Source organism: Paenibacillus aurantius (assembly GCF_032268605.1).
Lineage (GTDB): Bacteria > Bacillota > Bacilli > Paenibacillales > NBRC-103111 > Paenibacillus_AO > Paenibacillus_AO aurantius.
In genome coordinates this window covers 2,887,897-2,907,243 of sequence record NZ_CP130318.1, presented here as the reverse complement: position 1 = coordinate 2,907,243, position 19,347 = coordinate 2,887,897, and the positions used below count along the sequence as shown (strand labels likewise).

Here is a 19,347-nt window from a genome sequence, read left to right as displayed (position 1 = left end):
GCATCACCAAGGTCGAAGGGGAGAGATCCGATGAGCCAAATGGTAACACAGGGCCTGCTTAAGCAGGAGCAGATTGATTTCTACCGCCAGAACGGCTTCGTTCAGGTGAATGACGTTCTGACTTCCGAAGAGTTGGCCGAGCTAAGGGAATACATGGATGAGGTAATGGGAGCCGACCAAGGCATGTCCCTGCAAACCGACCAGCACGGCGGCGCTTATTACCGGGTGCTGAACCAACGGGTCAATACGTGGCGAGATCACGCGGGTATGGCCCGGTACACCACCCATTCACGATTCGCCGAAATGGCCCGGCTGCTGACCGGAGCTTCCGGGATCCGTTTGTTCCACGACCATGCGTTGCTGAAGATGCCGGGCGATTCCAAGCCGACGCCTTGGCACCAAGATTCCACCTATTGGCCGATGAACGAGGACGGAGCGCTGTCGATCTGGATCGCGCTGGACGATGTCGACGAGAACAACGGCTGCATGATGTTCGTTCCAGAGTCCCGCCGGGCCGGCAAGCTTAACCCGATCAGCCTGTCGGATCCCCAGGATCTTTTTCAATACGCGGAAGGAACCGGGCATGACCAATCCCAATCGGTCATCTGCCGCATGAAGGCGGGAAGCGCTACGTTCCATGACGGCCTCACGTTTCACTTCGCGCATGCGAATGTAACCGATAAGCCCCGCCGGGCGCTCGCGATCATCTTCATGCCGGATGGTACCACGTACAGCGGCAAGTCCCACGCGGTGACGAACGGACAGCCGCTTGAGAAGGACCAGCCGATCCGCGGCGGACTCTTCCCTCTTCTTGCCCGCGGCGTTTAGCGAAATAGATAAGTATGGGCTTCCTTATAGAAACAGCGGCTGCCTTGGACGGAAAATAAAGTCCTGGACTGCCGCTGTTTTGTTAAGCTATCTTCTGTCGTTATTTCAAAGGCGGTTACTTAGGTTTCCCCACTGTTACATTCATCGTTCCCTGCTTGTTGATCGTTTGATGAAGGATGGCCAGTAATCGCACGGCAAGATCAGCCTTGAAATTAAGCCGGTAGCCGCCTCTTACCCGGTCTACAAACCCAAGCTCTATACACTTTACAAGGATATGGTCGAAATTTAAAGTGTTTGGCAAGAGCGACTGTAGCGTCTTTTCATCCACCGCATAGTCCGGTTTCAAATCATCCATGTCCCGCAAGAGGGCTAATAGGACAAGACGAATTTCATCGGGCAGAAGGGTGAGCGGGAACTCGGCTTCTTTCTCTAATGTTTCCACGGCTTCATTCAAAAACGTCGTCGTCGCTATGCAGACAAGCCGATCCTTTGCCCATAGACCGATCCCCGCTGGACCCAGGTGAATGTGTACCATGGAAGGATGCGCTCCAACCGGCGGCGCAAGTATCGAGACTTCTGCTGCTGTGATAATATCACCAAGGAATCCGATTTTATCTTCTATCGTCATGTTGACAAACGCTTCACGAATCTGGGGCAGCAGCGATCGGAGTCCGCCTTTCCGCCCTAATAAATAATCCGTCGAACAATCAAAAATATCCGCCAGCTCCACGATAATGGAAAGATCAGGTAGAGAGTCCCCCTTCTCCCATTTGGATACCGCTTGTGCAGACACGGATACGTGCTTCCCCAGTTCTTCCTGGGTTAGGCCACGGGATCGCCGCAGTTGAGCAATTTTTACACCAATCTTGCCTAATTCAGCCATTCGAACAAAACCTCCTTGTCACCTTTACCTTTACAATAGCGTGTTTTCTTTATTTTTAGTATGGAGGTGTACGAGAGTCTTCAACTAGCGGTTGTGAAATCATTATTAACTAGTTGTAACATCACAATTATGAAATTATGTTGTCTGCCCACTTGGTCGTCGGTACGGCCATACGCCGCATAGGATAAGTATTTGTAACGAACCTTTCTTACAGAATGATTTCTCCTCGAATCTCTTCATCTACATCCGCTGAACCTGATTACACCGTGAAACTGCAGGTCTAAATTCCACTCTAATTTTGTCTTATGGATCGTTTGCTGATAGGTGGGCTTTTGGCGAGATTCCGCTCCACCCTCCTGAAAACTCGAAGAAGCTGAGCCTGAGTATCTTGGAAGTGAGTTTCGTTTCTTGTCGTTACCACTAGTAGTGTACCGAAGCTCGATTTGGATCGTTTCCACGCGGTCAAGCGACCCGTTTCCGTCCTTACCAAAAAATCGAACACTAATTTCTCTTCTGTCTATACGGGCGGTGATATGCATGCATATCTTATCGTATCTGTACGGATGGGAGGTGAAGACCATGAAAGGAAAACTTAGGATGTCCCTCACACGGACTGCTTCCTTTATTCGTCGGCTTGTCACGTTCCGCTTCCTCAATATTTTGCCGGGAACATCGCGCCTTACCCGTTCTCTCCAGCTGACCCGGGTGACCAACCGGGGAGAAGTCATCGCATTCCAGCGCCGTGCGGTCGGGGCAACCGGGACTACGGTGGTCCGCTATCAATTCGTCAACGCTGCGACCGGCGTACCGGTTAGCAACAGCGTTACGGTCTCAGGCAACCGTGTCGTCGTCCTGCCGTTCGTTCTTCCTGCCGGAACAGTCAAGCTCCGAATCACCAACGTAGGCACGGCAACCGTGCAGGTAGAAGGAGTTATCCTTGTATTCTAATGCCCGCTTACAGGGGCAACCTGATGGGGTCACCTACAGGATGACCATGCGTTAAGAAACGGCTGCTGATCCCTTGCGATCAGCAGCCGTTTTAGGATGTTGTAAATGAATAGCAAAGACTGTAACTTTTACTTGGAACGCGAAGATAACAAACCCCCTATGGTTAGACCCAAGGGGGTTCTTCTTTGACCTTCCACTCACACCTATCAATAGTTTCCCGCGAACCCGTTGTCCGTTTGCTTCCCCTGCAGCCGATCCATGTAGGCCTGCCTTATCTTCACCGTGCGGTCCGCCGCCTCCATGGCCTTCCGGGTATCGCCTCCGAAGACGGTTTCCACGATCCACTTCTGGCCGAAGCCGGCATGAATCACTTCATCGGCCCAATCGAAATCCTGGAAGGTGGTCATCAGCGGGTCCTGCACCACATCCCGGCAAAACTCCCATTCCTCCCGCTTCCCAGGCGGATATTTCATTCCCGCCTTCTCAATCGCGATCGTCAGGTGAATGTAGGCTTCCTCCACGCTGAACGCATTCGCCGCCATATCGTGCCAGCCGACCCAGTTGGGCGCCTCGTAGATGTCCTCTCCCCTCGCCCGGAGAGCGGCTTCTCCGAACCAGGAGTGGCGGACTTCGTCCCACAGATGGCGAGCTGTATCGTAATAGAAGCCCCAAGGCTTGTTCTCCGACAGATAATGAACCCGGGCAATTCCCTCTGCCGGAGACATTTCAAAGAAACGGTGATAGAGCATCGTTCGAAAGCGGCCCTGCTCGGTCGCGTCCAGGTGCATGCCGTCGAATTTCAGCTCCGAGGTGCGGAACCTCCCATCCCTGGCACTCTTCTTCGGCAGGACAAAATCTTCCCGTTCAACCGTCTGGGCCGGATCCTTGTCCGGTTTGGCATGTTTACCATCTACCCCTCCGGCCAAGCTCAGCAAATGCTCCAGATAAGCCCCCCATCGCCTCGCTTCCTCGATCGTCTCCTCCGGAAGAGAGTCCGACAGCTCGATGATCGCCTCTTCCCCCCAGGCAAGCTGTTTCTTTCGGTCCATCTCCTGGTGGGCAAGCAGATGCAGCGTAGGCTCGTCAACGAGCGGCTGCGTTTCCTTCCGGTATGCCTCGATCGCCTTCAGCTGGGCGGGCTTGATGACCCCGAAGAGAGCCACCAGCAGCTCCAGCGTGGAGGAGGATTTCAGTGCTTCCTCCATGAGGAAGCGGAGGTCTTCATCGGGACACTTGTCAAAGGCGACCGAGCTCATGCGCAGCTGCTGGCAGCGGCCGCGGAGCTGATTGTGGTGCTCGGCATCCTGCCAGACCAAGCGGCCCAAGGCCCCTTTCACCTCATATTCGGGCCTGGCGATCATGTGCCCGGCTTCCACCTTCATGCACGCTCGGTCCAAATAAGCGAGGCGCTGCAGCCTTCGGGAGCACTCCCCTACCGGTAAGCCGACACGGTCCCACTGCCGGATCTCCATAAATGGCGACAGCCCCATAGGTCCCCTCCTTTCCGTGGTAAATCCTTTTTATTGGCCGCTTTCGTATTCATCCGCACTCGCAATATGGAATTCCTTTGGCAGCCGTGCGAATTTCTCGATAGGCAGCTCTCCTTGGGGATTATGGAGAAATTCATCTGTGCCATTCACCAGATAAGCACGAAACTGCGGCGCCCGGGAAAGGTCGCATTTCACCTTCGTTCCGGAATAGCGGATCGTCAGGCCGATCCGCCAACGGTCGGAAGGGTTAGCGGGCGACCCGTGGACGATGGCGTCATCGTGCAGCGAAACCTGCCCGGCCTTCAGCCGAAGCGGCTTTGCCGCCGACTCGTTGAAGGTACCCTGCTCCAGCTCCAGGGTAAGGACGGAGTCCCCGCTGACGTTCCGGTGCTTGATCAGGCCGGCTTTATGACTGCCCGGGATGATCCCCATGGCCCCATTCTCTTCATCCACGTCAGTAAAGGCGAGCCATACGGTAACCGTATGGTGAGGATGAAGCGGCCAATAGTACGCATCCTGGTGCCACGCCACCGTATCGGGGGAACCTGGGGCTTTGGCGAAAAATTGGGAGCCCCACACATAAAAGTTCGGCCCCAGGATTCCCTCCACATAGCGGAGCAGCTGAGGATGGGTACAGATCTCGTACAGCCAAGTGCTCGACATATGCCATTCCCGAATGTCCTTCATGGTCTCGCCGGGCTCAAGCCGCTTCGTTAATTCCTGTAGGTCCCGGTTCAGCTGCTTCATTTCCGCTTCCGTGTAAACGGGAGCCAGATCGAGGAGGTAGCCGTTTGTACGGTAGAACTCCTTCTGCTCCTCGCTTAACTGCTGTAGTTCCATTACACCAGCCTCCTAAAGCAAAAGTTATCCCTGCCGCCAATAATCCGCATGCGCGTACCGATAGGTGGGCGGCTTCCGAACCCCGTGCAAGCGGAAAGCCCCGTGGGGCCGATACTCGAATGCCGTCTCCCCTTTCGCATAACCGGCCGCTTTTCTCCGTTCCAGGCAATCCACCAGCATATGCTGCTTTAGGGAGAGATACTCCAGCGTATGGGGACCAAACTCCGCTTCAGTATCTCCCGGCCGGAATTCGTAATAGACCGTGCGCCTCAAGGCGTTGCCGTCTCCGCTCGGAGACCCGTGGACCACCGTAATGTCGTGGAGAATAACATCGCCCGCCCTCATCGGAACGGGAATGGCATCCGACGTGTCGAAGCCTTCCCGTTTGCAGCGCAGAGCGGCTTGCTCCTGGGACCAGCGGTTGCTGCCCGGGATGACCCACAAACAGCTTCGGAGATCCGCGTCATCCAGGTAAAAATCCACGTTAAAGATCGGCTTGGCCGGATCGGCGCCTTCCGGAACTTCGGCATCCCGGTGCCACGGGACGATAATGCCCTCGTCCGGCATTTTCAGCACCATCGAATCCCAGGTCGGGATAAAATTCCGCCCCTGAAGCTTCTCCACGCTTCGCAGAATAAAAGGTTGCCCGAGCAGCGCCTTCATCGGGTCGCTTTTGTCGATGACGTATTCGATTCGTTTCAGGATACGGCCTCCGCTTTTGACCCCTGTGCCGTAGCTGTAATCGGGGTCCCCCGCCATACCGGCCGCCCCTTGGTCCACCAGCTTCATCATTTCCGCTTGAATTAGCTCAAGCTCGGCTCCCCGCAGCACGTTGCGGATAACCAAAAAACCGTTGTCCAGAAAAAATTGCTGCTGCTCCTCCGTGATGCTTTCTTGAACGGCTGCATCCGCAATAAGCATCTCCGGGTCCTTCGCTTCCATGCTCATGTTCCCATCCTTCCTTTGGTTTGTTCTTCTTTCCGTTCGGGAAGAACCGTCAGCCGATCGGGCCGGTCCACGCCCTCCATTTGTGATGGGCCGTTAAGTACGTCCCGGTATGAAATTGATAGGAGGACATGACCGGGGTTAAGTAGAGATCCCTATCCTCCAAGCGGATGCCGGCTCCATTGACGAATCCATAGCTCCCTTCACCGGAAGCGTCCCGATCCACGAACGCAAAATCCGCATCGGATTCGATGCTTCCATACGCGAGCCGGCTTTCGTCCCACGAATATTTGGGATAATGGGGGGTGTCCAAGAGGCCTTTGTTCAAATCGAGCTTATAGGCCAACTCGATGGTTCGACCCGGACGGCGGTAGGTCAGGGCCAGCTGATCGTTCTCCGGCGAAAGAGAAGCCACCGTTACCCTCCCGGCGTAGTCCTCCGCTTTGTCCTGTACCGCGAAAGGAGTTAAAACCGTGACGAAAACGTTCATGCTTCCGGCTGGAGCATGCCGGCTGTCCGCTTCATAGATCATATCGCTCTCCCCATAGCAGCGTCTGATCTCTTCATGCCCCTTCCGGCGCCCGCTTCCGGGGAACTCGATCAGCAGGGCCAGCTCCTTGCGGTTGACGAACGGCTGCGTATCCCCCGGGTACCGGTAAATATGCTGAACCTGCCCGACAAAGTAATCGTCCCGCGCCTCCAGAACCTTTCCCGGATGCCACAGGTTCACGGTGCTGAGCCATTGATCCGCCTGCGAAACGGTCCAATCCATAACGAGGTAAACCCCTTCCTCCTTCAAATAGGTAATGGCTCGGTCCCAAAGCATTTGACGGTAAGGGTCGTTCAACCGGGTACGGGAGTATTCGATCCCCCCAAAGGTATGAAAATGAAGCAGCTCCGTTGTCACGCGCCGATAGGTTCCGTCGTCATGAATGAACTCATACATCGAGCCCTCTTCACCGGGCTGTCCCTCGCGAAAGACAAGGCGGTTGTGATAAATGTCCGCGCGGTATTTGCCATTGGGGGCCTGGTCCCGGTACCCTCCGTCGTGCAGGAGAATGTTTTGCTGCTTCGCGAGCATGAGCACGGCGTTCTCGTCGGCATGACCGTGATGGGCCTTCTCCGCGGGAGCGTTGATCGTACGGCGCAGGTATTCACGCGGGGTATAAGCATAATCGCCTTCATCCCGGAAGTTGTGAAGGAAATACCCGGCATCTTCATGGGAGCCGTCCCGGAACAAGATCTTCTTGCCGATCACGTCCTCGAGCAGCAGCCCGCTTTTCCAATCCGGCTTTACGGGATCGAGGGTGTCGTCCCCCCATAGATAAGCGTAGCTGTAATACGCGGCCAGAAAGACGGACGGAGGCCCTTCGATTTGCCGGGCGGCATACTCCTGAATCCGCTCGGCGGCATATTTCATCTGCCCGCACCGGTAGCGGGAGGCTCCTTTTTGCAGGCAGGCATACCACAGGTACCAGTTGCAGTTATAGTGCGAGTCGCCGAAGTCCGGGATCTGACCATAAGGAGTGATGGCCTGGGTGATATAATCAAAATAATATTTCGTCTGCGGCTTGGCGTAATACTCCTCTTCCCTGCCCGTATGCTCGGCGTAAACGATGCAGGAAATAAGCCAAAGCGGCAAATAAAGCTCCGAATCCTCAATGGACCACCGGCCGAAGGATTCTTCGGCGAGTACGTCCCTAAGCCTGGCCCATTCCCTAGTTTCGTCCGTCTCTCCTAAGGCGGTGATGGCAAGCGATAAAGCATGAACCCTCAGCATAGAGCGGTTATGCGCCCCCCATTCGGGGAAATGCAGCATGCCATGGATGGCGCTGCGGATGGAGTCCTCAATTTGGCGGGTTTCCTCTTCGTTTACCAAATCCGAACCTTTGATGGACAAATAGCCTTGAATATAATGCGTTCCTTGAAACATCGTTTCAAAGGATGGAATTCCGTTCGCGTACTCCGGATGACGGCTTACAATGCTCTCCGGAATGATGGATTTGAATTCTTCGATTGCCAGGAGCATCCGCTTCGCCTGCTCGCCATACTCGCGCTCGCCGGTGATTTGGTACAGGAAGCCTTCCGTTTGCGCTTGAATGGGGATGTTTCCCGGAGGAATGTACATGCCGAGGAAGCGGTCTGGATCGAACGATTGCCTCCAGTTCTCGATGCTCCTCTCATACTGCCTCCGTCCTTCCAGTACCGCTGCTTGGATATACTCCACATAGGCCTGCCGGTTCATGAGCCCATCTCCCCCTCTTCTCGATTGCCATCCTTCTCTCGGTCTTCCTCCATCCTCCTATGCGGCTGATCCGCCATCATCCCGTCCCCCGTTCCCATCATTCGGCCAGGCATAGCTTTCCCGGTCCCAGCCTGTTTAGGGGAGACGGTCTCCACTACAGTGCCGTAAGCTGGACGGGCATAGGGCAAATGGGTCTCGCCGCGGGCCAGGATATGCAGGGAATTGGCCGCCGGTCCTTTGAAGGGCGCCCCATGATTCCAGGGAACCCACGATCTGGCATTGCAATAATGGCAAACATAGGAACGTCTAAACCTTGTGGCGGACCGGTTCGGATACGACCGGTGCAGCAGGTGGCTGTGAAAGAACAGAACGTCGCCTGCCTCCAGCAGGACCGGAATCTTCTCGGGATAGAGGGCAGCCCGGAGGGACAGCGTATTGATCTCATCGTCCAGATGACTCACATTCTCAATGGGATCGAGATTCCGGAAGGCTTCGAGCGAATGAACCGATGGCAAGTTCTGCTGAACGGGAGGATAGATCGGCTCGCAGTGCGAGCCGGGCGCAACCCACAGGCAGCCGTTCTCTTCATCCGCCCGTTCCAGGGCGAACCAGGCCCCGATCAGCGTTTCCGGGTAAGTCGGTATGTAATAGGCATCCTGGTGCCAGCCCTGGCCCCCTTGGCCCGGCGGATTAAAGAAATTCATCGACTGAAGCGCCAATACGTCGGGACCGACCAGCGCCTCCACGACATCCAGCACCATCGGGTAGAGAAGTCCCCATTCAGCCGTGGGATGAGAGCGGTGTAGCATATGGATACGGGTAAAGCGTTTCACGAGCTGGTCCACCGGGGTGTGAGGCCCGACCGGGGGCAGCCCGGGCACCTCTACCCGGCCGTATAGGATATCGTCCGCCCACTCGCGAAGACGCACGATATCCTCGGGAGCGATCAGTGACCGGACGATGAGATAACCGTTCCGGTGGTAGAACTTGTATTCCTCTACACTCACCCGGTAACGCTCGGGGCGGGAAAACGCGGCACGCTGTAGAGTCATGCTATCCCTCCTCCTCATCCAGCATTTCGAAGATGGCCTGCGTGCAAATGACGGCATGCCGCATCAAATCATCGATCGGTACAAACTCGTCGGGCTGATGCGCTTTCGTGTCCGTTCCCCGGAAGCCGGGTCCGAAGGCAACTCCGCGGTTTTGCAGCTTACGGGCATAGGTCCCCCCGCCGATGGAAAGCAGCTCGGCCTTCTCGCCCGTCACCGCCTCATACGCCCGGGAAAGCTTGCGGATCAACGGATGATCCGGCGGAACATACAGCGGCTCCAGATGCTGTAACACCTCTACGCGGATCCCATATTCCCATGCCGCTTCGCGTAACGAGTCGATAAGGGACGGTCCATTCTCCGTAACCGGGTATCTCAAATTAAGCAGGGCCATGCTTTCCTTATCCCTTACCTCCATCTGTCCCAGGTTGATGGTAAGCCGGCCGTGTACCGGATCGCTGACCGCGAGCCCCAAGGATTCGCCGAACGCCTCCCGGCCGATCTTCTCTCCCACAAAACGGATCAGGTTCATCGGCCCGCCGACGAACGGAAGCCCCTGCAGCAGTTCAACGAGGATCGAGACGGCGTTGATTCCAGACGGCGGGTACGAGCCGTGGCCGCTCTTGCCTGCCGCTGTCAGCCGGATTCGGTTCTCTTCGGGTGAGCATTCGATCCTTCCGGAAGCTGCCGCTTGTTGAAGGAGAGGCTCCAAAGACTTCTCCCCCAGGGCGATACGGTCGATATCGGCTCGGCAGCGGTCGGGCACCACGTTGGGAGCCGTTCCCCCGGTAAGCGTCACCGGACTGGACGGGTGCTCCACGGACAGCCGGATGACGTAATAGCCTTTCTCGGCATGGATGATGGGGTAAGCCGCATCGGGGGTGAAGCCATAGTCGGGCAGCGGCTCCTTTGCAAAATAATGATCCAGGTCCGTCATGCCATTCTCCTCGTTCGTTCCGAATATAATCCGGATCCTTTTCTTCGGGAGCAAGCCGGAGTCTTGTACGGCTTTGAGACAGAACAGCGCCGCAATGGCTGCCGCCTTGTTATCCGATGCGCCCCGGCCGTAAATGCGGCCGTCCCGGAGCAGCGCCTGAAAGGGGTCAACGCTCCAGCCGTCCCCTTCCGCCACCGTATCCACATGCACGAGAACGGCCGCCAGCTTCTCCCCTTCGCCATATTCCGCGTGACCGGCGTGGCCGTCGACCTGGGCCGTCCGAAAACCCAGCTGTTCTGCCAGCTGCAGGACATAGGTCAAGGCCGCATGAACCCCTTCGCCGTAAGGCATGCCCTCCTTCGGCTCGGAGAGGACACTTCGAATCCGGATCAGCTCCCGGACATGATGAAGGATGTCTTCCCTATAGACTAGAACCTTCTCGCCAATCATCTTCGGCCCCTCCATGCTCCGTGCTGGTTTGCGCGGCATAAACCGGGATGGCCTTGCCCTTCTCCTCCATCCATCTCTCCATATGCTCCCGAATGGATTCCAGCGTATGGCGGTTCGCGTCCGGCATCGTTCGGGTGAAGGCGGCCGCCTGCTCTTCCCGCAAGGCCGTTCCGAGCTTCTTGACTTCCGCCACAAATTCGTCCACCGTCCGGCTATCCCCGTAATGGCGCATCAGCTTCTCCACCCACTTGTGGCCGAAGCTGACATGAAGGGTTTCATCGGCCAGATCGAATCGGAGCAGCTCCACCGCCAGGTCTTCCCCTCCGGCTTCTTCCGCGAGCCTTGCCAAATAATCCGGCTTGACCTGAAAGCTGCCCGGCTCGTACCAGCACGTAACCGCGGCATACCGTTCATAGGGCTTCAATTGGATGGAGCTCATATAGGTCGCCACCCACACTTCAAACTCCCCGGGAGTGAACCCCAGAGCCGTCATGAGCTTTAACCCGAATTCGGAATGCCGGGCCTCGTCCCAGGTATGCCTCGCCACGTCATAATAGAACTCCCACGGCATGCCTCTCACTTCATACAGAATCGGAGAAAGGTACTCGGCCGCGTCGAGCTCGTTGTACAGCCAGACGGCCAGAGCGGCCCGTTCGATCAACGGGTCGCCCTTCAAGTTGTTTGACCACAAATACCCTTCGATCGGATGCTCATAGGAGTAATGCGAACCAACCGTCCGGTGCTGCATCTCCGGCGAACGATAAGTTCGACCGGCATAGCGCCGCTTCGCTTCCACGGTTGCCGTTTCGGCTTTCCCCGAAAGGCCTCCCGCTGTATCGAGGAGGGCTTGCATATGCCGGACCCATTCGGCAGAGGAGTCAGAACCCGAAGCAGACACGTCCGAAGCCGTATCCGGAGCGGTGTCACGCTCCCTCCGGAAGGACTGGAGCATGTCTCGGCCTTCCTGGAGCTGCTGCTCGATAGTTCTCGCCGCGTCTTTAAGAAGATGAACGGAAGGACGGTCCGGCAGTTCCACCGTGGACTGAATATAACCAAGATATGCACGGCGGAGAGCGGGTAGGAGGACATTATATAGAGCATCCAGAAAGGGCTCTTCATCCGCCGCAAAGAGAGCCTCCTCTAGCACGCTGTTCAAATGATTCTCAAGCGGGGCATCCGGCTTTCCTCCGGGCATTTCCAGAAGCCTCTTCCTCAGGCCATCGAAAATCTCGGCCCATTCCCACAGGTGACGGGCTGCCATGTACTTGCACTCGGCATGCCTCAAGCGTGCGATCCATGCGCCCGTTATGCCGATCAGGCTTCTCTGAAACGCCGCCGCCCGGCGCAAACCGGCAGCTTGCGGGATGCGCCGCAGTTCTTTTTTGCTCCACTCCCGCTTAGATTGGTCCGACATTCCCCTTCCTCCTCTGCTTAACCGTTAGGTCCGGCTTAATAGGCGCGTGCCGGTGCCATATCCGTGAGTTTGTTCGGCTTCCCTGCCCATGATCGTACTCATACGGAGTCTTTTTGAGAACAAACCTACCGGGAATAAGGCACTTGCCCCTCGATGGGGGCCAGACTTTTCCGCGGCTCGCCTTCGACCCGAAACAGATAGTCCCCGGAGCCGGCATCGAGCAAACAATAATCCTTCTCGTGAACGATCACCCGCAGGTCTTCCGACAAGCCGAGATCCCGGCCGCTTTCTATGATTCTCTGGCCGGCCTTCAGCGGGATGCGGATAGAAGCGGACGTGTTGGCGGGAATCGAGACGGACAAGTGAAGCCTCCCCGCCTCCTGCTGCCAGGAGCAGGCGATGGGTCCATAGATCGACTCATATTGGCAGCGGGCCGACTCGAGGCCGCCTCCGATTCTCGGCTGGATGCGGATACGCTTGAAGCCCGGCTCGTCGTAATCGATTCCTCCCACATACCGGTACAGCCATTCGCCGACCGAACCGAGGGCGTAATGGTTCAAGGAATTCATGCCCGCCCGCTGAAAGCCTCTCTCCTCCGTCCATCCGTCCCAGCGCTCCCATATGGTGGTAGCCCCCTGCCGAATCGAGTACAGCCAAGACGGGAACGTCTCTTTCATCATGATCCGGAATGCGGCCTCCTCCTGTCCGGCTTCCACTAGCAGCGTCAGCAAGTAGCGGGTTCCGTGAATGCCGGTGGAAAGGTGCCAGTTCCGCTGCTCCAGAAGCTGGAGAAGACGTTCCACGGCTGCCTGCCGCTGGTCCTCTGGAAGCAAATCCATCGCGAGTGCCAGCATATACGCCGATTGGGTGTCTCCTTTAATCCGGCCGGAACCGTCGATGAACGCCTTCTGGTAGGCCTTCATGATGTCCTCCTTGAGCTCTGCCCACTCCTTGGCTTCCTCGTGACGCCCGAGCTTTTCGGCCACAAGGGCCAGCACTCCTACGGAGTAAGCATAATAAGAGGTGGCGAAAACGTCGTACGGTGTCGTGGACAAGGAGGACACATTCCGCAGCTCGGCGATCCCCCCGGTTTCCGGAATGGACAGCCAGTCTCCATACTGAGGCAGATCCTCCCGGATATGGCGCGGATGCATTTCTTGCAGGAACCGGATCCACCGGATCATGGACGGGTAGTGCTCCTGAAGAATCCGCTTGTCGCCGTACACCTGATACATCATCCAGGGAACGAGAACCCCCGCATCCGCCCATCCCGCCGAAGCCGTATGGTCATAGGTCATGTCTCCTCCGTGCTCCGTTTTTCCACCCGGTATAAATGGGGCGAAATCGGTGAAAGCGCCGGTCGGACGCTGGGCGTCAGTTAGATCCGTCAGCCATTTGGTAAAGAAGGAGGCGGATTCCAGCTGGTAGCAGGCCGTCCGGAAAAACACCAGGGCATCCCCCGTCCACCCGTGCCGTTCGTCGCGCTGCGGACAATCGGTTGGTACGCTTACGAAGTTGCCCCGCTGCGTCCATTCGATGTTGGAGATCAGTTGGTTAAGCAGCGGATGGGAGGTTTCCAGCGTCCCCGTCTTCGGCAGGGCCGAGTGCAGGACAACGCCCACCACGTCCTCAGTGCTTAGAACATCCGGGTAACCGGATAGCTCCACATACCGGAAGCCGTGAACGGTAAAGAACGGCTCAAACCACTCCTCCTCTTCCCCGTTCAGAATGTACGTGTCGGTCTGGCGGGTTAAGCGTAGGTTATCCGTGTACAGGTTACCGTTTTCATCCAAAGCCTCCCCATGGCGGAGGATGACCGTGGTCCCCGGCTCGCCCGATAACCGCACCCGCAGCCGGCCGACCATGTTTTGCCCCATATCGATCACATAAGTGCCGGTTTCCTTCCGCTCGACCGACACCGGAGAGAGCTCCATAACCGGCTTTACCGGAGGGCATACCGCCCCGCACAGAAAGCCTTTGTAATCGTAAAAGACCTCCGCCTGCCTCCATTCCGCATCGTTGAACGCCGGTTCCTTCCAGCCGGGAAAAGCCAACCGGGCGTCGTACGTTTCGCCCATCTGAAAATCCGTGGCAACGAGCGGCCCGAACGAGGCTTTCCATGTAGAGTCCGTGTATGACTTCTCGACCGTTCCGTCCTGGTACTCCACGTTCAGCTGAAGCATAATCCGGGGGTCCCTGCCATACCGCTGATAGCCAAACATGCCGATATACCCGGAGTACCAGCCGTGGCCGAGCAGAACCCCCAAGCCGTTGCCTCCTTCGGCCAGCTGTCCTGTCACATCGAAGGCCTGGTACTGGAGCCGGATGGCGTAGTCCGTCCAATCGGGGTTCAAGGAGCCATTGCCGATTGGACTTCCGTTCAGGTAAAGCTCATAAGCCCCAAGTGCCGCTGCATACAGGACAGCCCGCCTGACCGGCTTGGATACTTGGAGGCTCTTTCTTAAGTACACGGCAGGCTTAGGCGCGGCATGGGTCGGAGCATGCGGCGATTTCAGGCCGATCCATTTGCCCTTCCACTCGCTTCGTTCCAGCAGTCCCATGGACCAGACGGCCGGCTCGCTCCATGGGGATGGGCGTCCCTCCCGGTCCCAAACCATCACCTTCCAGAAAACCTCCTGACCGGATGTCAAGCCGGCTCCTTCATATTCGATATGCTGGGAACAATCGGACGGCACTTTCCCCGTATCCCACAGGTCGCCGGAATCCCCGAGCAGCGCCTCCCGGCTGGAAGACACTATAAGGCGGTAAGCCGACTGAACGTCCCTCCGCAAGCCGGACTGGAGTCTCCAGCCGAGACGGGGCCTCAGCCGATCGATGCCCAGCGGATTCTCTTTATATTCCACTCGTAAATGATAGGCGGTTAAGTGCATCCTTCTTCCTCCCCGACTTAGGTTTCCTGCGAAGCTCCTCCGGTAAACCGCCTTATATAGACGGAAGGATCGGACGAAGCCCGACCCCGGTGGTATTCATTAATACTTCGCATAGTTCAAATCCATGGTGGCAAACCCGCAAAATTCGGGAAAGCTCTTCAGAACCTGATCGATTTGCTCCTGGGTGTATCCCATCTTCACCAGATGGCTTCGCTTGACGGTCTCCGCCACCTTGCCGGCCGTCACGAAATCCCCCGTGTGTTCATACAGCTTGGCTCCCCACTTCTGGCCGAAGCCCACATGAAGCCTTTCGTCCGCAATATCGTATTCCGACTGAATGGACGATAAAGGATCCCCATGCTCCATAAAAGCGGTGATCGATTTCCGTTTCTTGATGAACGAGCAGGGCTCCATGACCATAGTCAGACTTGAATAAAATTCCGGAAAAACCTGCTGCATCGTTTCCGGGGTCGGAATGGTCGGCGGATGCCAGGCAAAATCCTCCGTCCGGTAGCCCCACTGCTTCAGCCGGCGAACCCCCATCTGGCTGTGCCGGATCTCGTCCCACGTATGACGGGCGACATCCATGTAGAAATCCGCGGGCATGCCCTGTACTCCATAGTACAGGTAGCACAGGCTTTCCGCCGCCGACATTTCGCTGGCGTTGATGAACACCATATGCTTGACGCTGTCATAGGTCGGGGATTGCGGGTCGAACATGGCGCTTTTGTATTTCGTCAGATCCACAAGCGGATACCGGGGGTCGTGCGCCGCTTGCAGAGGAATGGGGCCAGCCGGTTCCCGGGCGGGAGGGGCCGGCCAATCGGGCACAGAGCCCGGTACGGATTTTTCCAGCGCGGTCCAGACGTCGTTCACATACCGGGTCCACTCCCGATAGGCATCCCGCTCTTCGGGATCGTCTATTCCTGCAAACATCGTGAAGGGGACCGCCCAGCCGAGCAGCCGGTCACGGTCGACCAGAATATGCCGAATCCGGTCCAGGGTCGGAGCATCGAGGACGGGATCGAACGATTCCATGAATTCTTCGTACCTCCGGTTAAGCTTGGAGACAAGATGGTGGTAGCCGGTGGCGAATTCCGCGAACGTCGGCGCACAGGAAATGCGCTGGCAGGCGTCCCGGATTCCTGCAGGGGGCGAAGCATGCTCCCCGATGTCCGGTCCGGGCAGCTCATGGATCCGGTCCCGCAGCAGCTTCATGTGCTCCGTGTGCAGATAGCCCATCCGGACGAGCTCGCCTTTAACGTCCCAGTCGGGAACCCCCGGCACCCAGCCGATGGTCATGCGGGACAATTCAAATTCCAGCCAGAAGCACGGTTGCAGCAAACGGGCGGTGTCGATCGGACGGAGAAGCGAGCCCTTGTAAGCCGAATCCTCCTCCAGGAAGCTGTAGTCGGTTACGTCGACTTCAATTTTTCTCGCCATGGCTTTCATCTCCCTGCCCTTTCGGGTTAGTTATGCAGCGGAAGCGGAGGGTCCGGTCCGCCGGCGTCACCCAATTTACGGTAAGGTTAAGGGCATCCCGGTTGACTTTGTCGTTGCGCATCGACAGATCCCCATGCTCCTTCGCTCCCCCGGACACCACGATCGTATCCCCTCCTCTGGTAAAGCTCGCTTCTCCTTCCTTTAAGCACTGAATCCCCGGGGCGGCTTCCTCCAGAGAAGGACTGCTTAGCGTTCCTTGCGGGTCAAACATACAGACGGCCTGCAAATAGATGTTAGGAATGGCTTCAGAGAGAACGCGGACATCCACCCCGTTATCCACCAAGGTAAGTTCCACGGCTACCGGCAAAAACTGAACGTGGGTCTTCTCCCGAAGATGGTTCGGCATCTTGACGTACATGCCGTCCGTCCCTTCCGTCAAATGCTTCGGCAAAGGATTCCAGTAGCAGCCTTCGAGCTCGATCTGCATCCGGTAGGTCGCTTCCCCGGTTTGCCGGATCGAGGGAAAGGCCACCCCGCCGATGCCGAACCAGCCGGCTCCCAGCTTAAGCCCGTACATAGCGGCTTCCCCATAGCGGATGGTTAGAAGCTCCGGCTGGCCGGCCATCGCCGTTACGCTCAGCTTGCCCTTGCGGTGCCGAAGAACGGAAGCCCCGTGGGGGTGCTGGACCAGTTTTCCCAGGTAAGGGACGTTCTTCGGGACAGGAACCTCGTTCTCTTCCCCAAACAGGATCGTGTATTCGTCGGACAGCGGTCCCATGAAGGTCCGGGCTCCGCTCATCTCGTCCGGATACAGCATCCAGAACATCAAAGCATGGGACCCCCGGGGAGCCGTCTTCTCGGCTACGCCCGCCATCGCTCCGAAAACAGGATTCTGATCGCGGGAGGCCATCAGATGGCAGATGACGTAGTACCAGTCGCTCATCATCATCGTCTGCCCCAGATCCTGCCGCCCGGAATACTCCGTGACGATCGAATCATCCGGATGGAACATGTACTGCATCATCGTCAAATTGGAGCGGATCGCCTGAAAGGCCGGCTCATAGCCGAAGATCAGCCCAACGTCATACAGGTGAATGGCGCACGCCCCGTTATAGATGGCATTGCTGCGCTCCGTCCATTCTCCGTATTCCGTCATGTCGAAGCCCTCGTCGAGAAATTGAAAAGCCCGGTCGCGGAAAGTATCCTCTTCAAATATCTCGTACATTTTGGCAAGCGCACCCGCCATAACCCAGCGGTGGTTCGGAGTATGAATTCCACCGTTTAGCAGGCACGGCTTCGCCCGCTCCAGAAACAGACGAAGAGCTCCCTGCACCCCTTGAAGCTCAGGCAGGCCCGATCGTTCAGCCACCTGGTACAGCAAGGAGGTAAGGTGAGTGGTAAAAGCCGTATCCGGAGGAGAGTCGATGTTGCAGTTCACGAGGGAGATGCAGCCGCTCGGCAGCTGCGTCTTCAGAAAGTTCTCCGCTCCCACTTCCATTTCGGGCAGCAGAGAGGCATCCCGGTAATAGGCCGAATCGGGGTGGGCGTACAGAGGCAGCATGAGGGAGACCGTACCCAATCCAAGAGGATCCGGTGTTCTTCTTTCCGCGGCCGCGGCTTGCCGCTTTTCCCTATACTCGCTTAATCTTCCGTCCTGCAGCTTAACAAGGTCCTGTACCGCTTCCACCATGGAACTGTTCAGAGGAATCATCTCCTGTGTTCGGTTTATCGTCACCCTCAGTATAAAGAGCGATGTAAGCGTTTCACATCATGCGATCTTGCTGTTTTATTAGGAATCTTGCCTTTTTGGATAGGCAGGATTGACAGCCCCCAAGACGGCGGATAAGTTGGAAAAGAGTACCGTTACCGGGAGGGATTAGGGATGGATCAGACGACGAGAGACATGTTCAGAACGTTGACGGAGCTTCCGGGGGCTCCGGGCTTTGAGCACGAAGTGAGACGCTTCTTGCTCGGGGAAATCAAGAAACATACCGGGGAGATTGTAGAGGACAGACTGGGAAGCTTGTTCGGGGTTCTCCGCGGAGATCCGGCCGGTCCGCGCATCATGGCCGGCGGCCATATGGACGAAGTCGGGTTCCTGGTCACCACCATTCTGGACAATGGAATGGTTCGTTTCCAGGCGCTTGGCGGCTGGTGGAATCAAGTGCTGCTCGCTCAGCGTATGACGATCTTGACGCCGCAGGGGCCCGTTCTGGGGGTGATTTCCTCGACTCCCCGCCACCTACTCGACGAAGCGCAGAGAAGCAAGCCGGTCGACATCCCCTCCATGTATCTCGATATTGGAGCGGACAACCGTCAGCATGCCCAGGCCCTGGGGGTCCGTCCAGGTCTTCCCATCGTGCCCGTCAGCGAGTTCACGCCCCTTGCCAATGAGAAGAAAATTTTGGCCAAGGCTTGGGACAACCGGTTCGGGGTCGGCCTTGCGATTGAGCTGCTCCGGGAGCTGAAGGACGTTTCGCTTCCTAACACCTTGTATGCGGGAGCGACCGTCCAGGAGGAGGTCGGCATGCGCGGTGCACAGACGGCGGCCGCCCTGATCGAGCCGGATCTGTGCTATACGCTGGAGGCCGGGCCGGCGGGAGATGCCGGAGGGGATCCGAACGCGTTCGGCCGCCTCGGACAAGGCGCCGTCGTCCGCATTCTGGACAGCGCCATCATTCCTAACCGCACCTTGACGGAGTTTATTCTGGATACGGCCGAAACCCACCGGATCCCTTACCAGCTCTACATTTCCCCGGGAGCGACCGACGGCGGCAAAATTCACCTGTACGGGCGCGGCGTACCGACGGCCGTCCTCGGCGTATGCGCCCGCTATATTCATACCTCCGCCTCCATGATCCATACGGATGATTATGAAGCCGCTAAGGAGCTGCTTCTGAAGCTGATCCAAGCCTCGGACAAATCGATGTACGAGTCCGTTATTTCGTTCTAGGTGTCCGATCAAAATGGTGGATTGAGACTAC

The 19,347-nt window shown here is 57.1% G+C and carries 14 protein-coding genes; 3 read left to right on the top strand and 11 right to left on the bottom strand.

Annotation, left to right across the window (positions count from 1 at the left end):
- Positions 1 to 30: 30 nt before the first annotated feature.
- Positions 31 to 828 (top strand): phytanoyl-CoA dioxygenase family protein, encoded by a 798-nt coding sequence (locus MJA45_RS13175; protein WP_315607706.1) that lies wholly within the window; start codon positions 31 to 33, stop codon positions 826 to 828.
- Between the two features lie 115 nt (positions 829 to 943).
- Here MJA45_RS13175 and MJA45_RS13170 read toward each other — a convergent pair whose 3' ends face one another.
- On the bottom strand, positions 944 to 1,711 hold the full coding sequence (locus tag MJA45_RS13170) for a helix-turn-helix domain-containing protein (RefSeq protein WP_315607705.1): 768 nt from the start codon (positions 1,709 to 1,711) through the stop codon (positions 944 to 946).
- A 579-nt stretch (positions 1,712 to 2,290) separates the two neighbouring features.
- Between MJA45_RS13170 and MJA45_RS13165 the strand changes: the two genes are divergently transcribed.
- Positions 2,291 to 2,659 (top strand): hypothetical protein, encoded by a 369-nt coding sequence (locus tag MJA45_RS13165; RefSeq protein WP_315607704.1) that lies wholly within the window; start codon positions 2,291 to 2,293, stop codon positions 2,657 to 2,659.
- A 206-nt stretch (positions 2,660 to 2,865) separates the two neighbouring features.
- Here MJA45_RS13165 and MJA45_RS13160 read toward each other — a convergent pair whose 3' ends face one another.
- The 10 genes from MJA45_RS13160 to MJA45_RS13115 all read right to left on the bottom strand — a co-directional run bounded on the left by MJA45_RS13160 (position 2,866) and on the right by MJA45_RS13115 (position 18,074).
- Positions 2,866 to 4,149 (bottom strand): hypothetical protein, encoded by a 1,284-nt coding sequence (locus MJA45_RS13160; protein WP_315607703.1) that lies wholly within the window; start codon positions 4,147 to 4,149, stop codon positions 2,866 to 2,868.
- Positions 4,150 to 4,179: 30 nt separating this feature from the next.
- On the bottom strand, positions 4,180 to 4,989 hold the full coding sequence (locus tag MJA45_RS13155) for a phytanoyl-CoA dioxygenase family protein (RefSeq protein WP_315607702.1): 810 nt from the start codon (positions 4,987 to 4,989) through the stop codon (positions 4,180 to 4,182).
- 24 nt (positions 4,990 to 5,013) lie between these two features.
- Positions 5,014 to 5,937, bottom strand: a complete 924-nt coding sequence (locus MJA45_RS13150; protein ID WP_315607701.1) for a phytanoyl-CoA dioxygenase family protein — start codon at positions 5,935 to 5,937, stop codon at positions 5,014 to 5,016.
- A gap of 49 nt (positions 5,938 to 5,986) precedes the next feature.
- Positions 5,987 to 8,179, bottom strand: coding sequence for a hypothetical protein (locus MJA45_RS13145; protein ID WP_315607700.1), 2,193 nt, complete (start codon positions 8,177 to 8,179; stop codon positions 5,987 to 5,989).
- Positions 8,176 to 9,231, bottom strand: coding sequence for a phytanoyl-CoA dioxygenase family protein (locus MJA45_RS13140; protein ID WP_315607699.1), 1,056 nt, complete (start codon positions 9,229 to 9,231; stop codon positions 8,176 to 8,178). Before MJA45_RS13140 ends, MJA45_RS13145 begins: the two co-directional genes overlap by 4 nt.
- A 1-nt stretch (position 9,232) precedes the next feature.
- Positions 9,233 to 10,615, bottom strand: a complete 1,383-nt coding sequence (gene pepV / locus MJA45_RS13135) for a dipeptidase PepV (RefSeq protein WP_315607698.1) — start codon at positions 10,613 to 10,615, stop codon at positions 9,233 to 9,235.
- The gene (locus MJA45_RS13130) at positions 10,587 to 12,029 is read right to left on the bottom strand and encodes a DUF455 family protein (RefSeq protein WP_315607697.1); all 1,443 of its coding nucleotides are present in this window, start codon (positions 12,027 to 12,029) and stop codon (positions 10,587 to 10,589) included. The genes pepV and MJA45_RS13130 overlap by 29 nt, the downstream gene beginning before the upstream one ends.
- A gap of 125 nt (positions 12,030 to 12,154) precedes the next feature.
- Positions 12,155 to 14,920 carry a family 78 glycoside hydrolase catalytic domain gene (locus MJA45_RS13125; RefSeq protein ID WP_315607696.1) on the bottom strand — a complete coding sequence of 922 codons (2,766 nt, stop codon included), beginning with the start codon at positions 14,918 to 14,920 and terminating at the stop codon, positions 12,155 to 12,157.
- Between the two features lie 99 nt (positions 14,921 to 15,019).
- Entirely contained in the window at positions 15,020 to 16,363 is a 1,344-nt protein-coding gene (locus tag MJA45_RS13120; RefSeq protein WP_315607695.1) for a DUF455 family protein, read from the bottom strand.
- Positions 16,347 to 18,074, bottom strand: a complete 1,728-nt coding sequence (locus MJA45_RS13115; protein ID WP_315607694.1) for a hypothetical protein — start codon at positions 18,072 to 18,074, stop codon at positions 16,347 to 16,349. Before MJA45_RS13115 ends, MJA45_RS13120 begins: the two co-directional genes overlap by 17 nt.
- Positions 18,075 to 18,245: 171 nt before the next feature.
- Between MJA45_RS13115 and MJA45_RS13110 the strand changes: the two genes are divergently transcribed.
- The gene (locus MJA45_RS13110; RefSeq protein WP_315607693.1) at positions 18,246 to 19,316 is read left to right on the top strand and encodes a M42 family metallopeptidase; all 1,071 of its coding nucleotides are present in this window, start codon (positions 18,246 to 18,248) and stop codon (positions 19,314 to 19,316) included.
- The last annotated feature ends 31 nt before the right edge of the window (positions 19,317 to 19,347 follow it).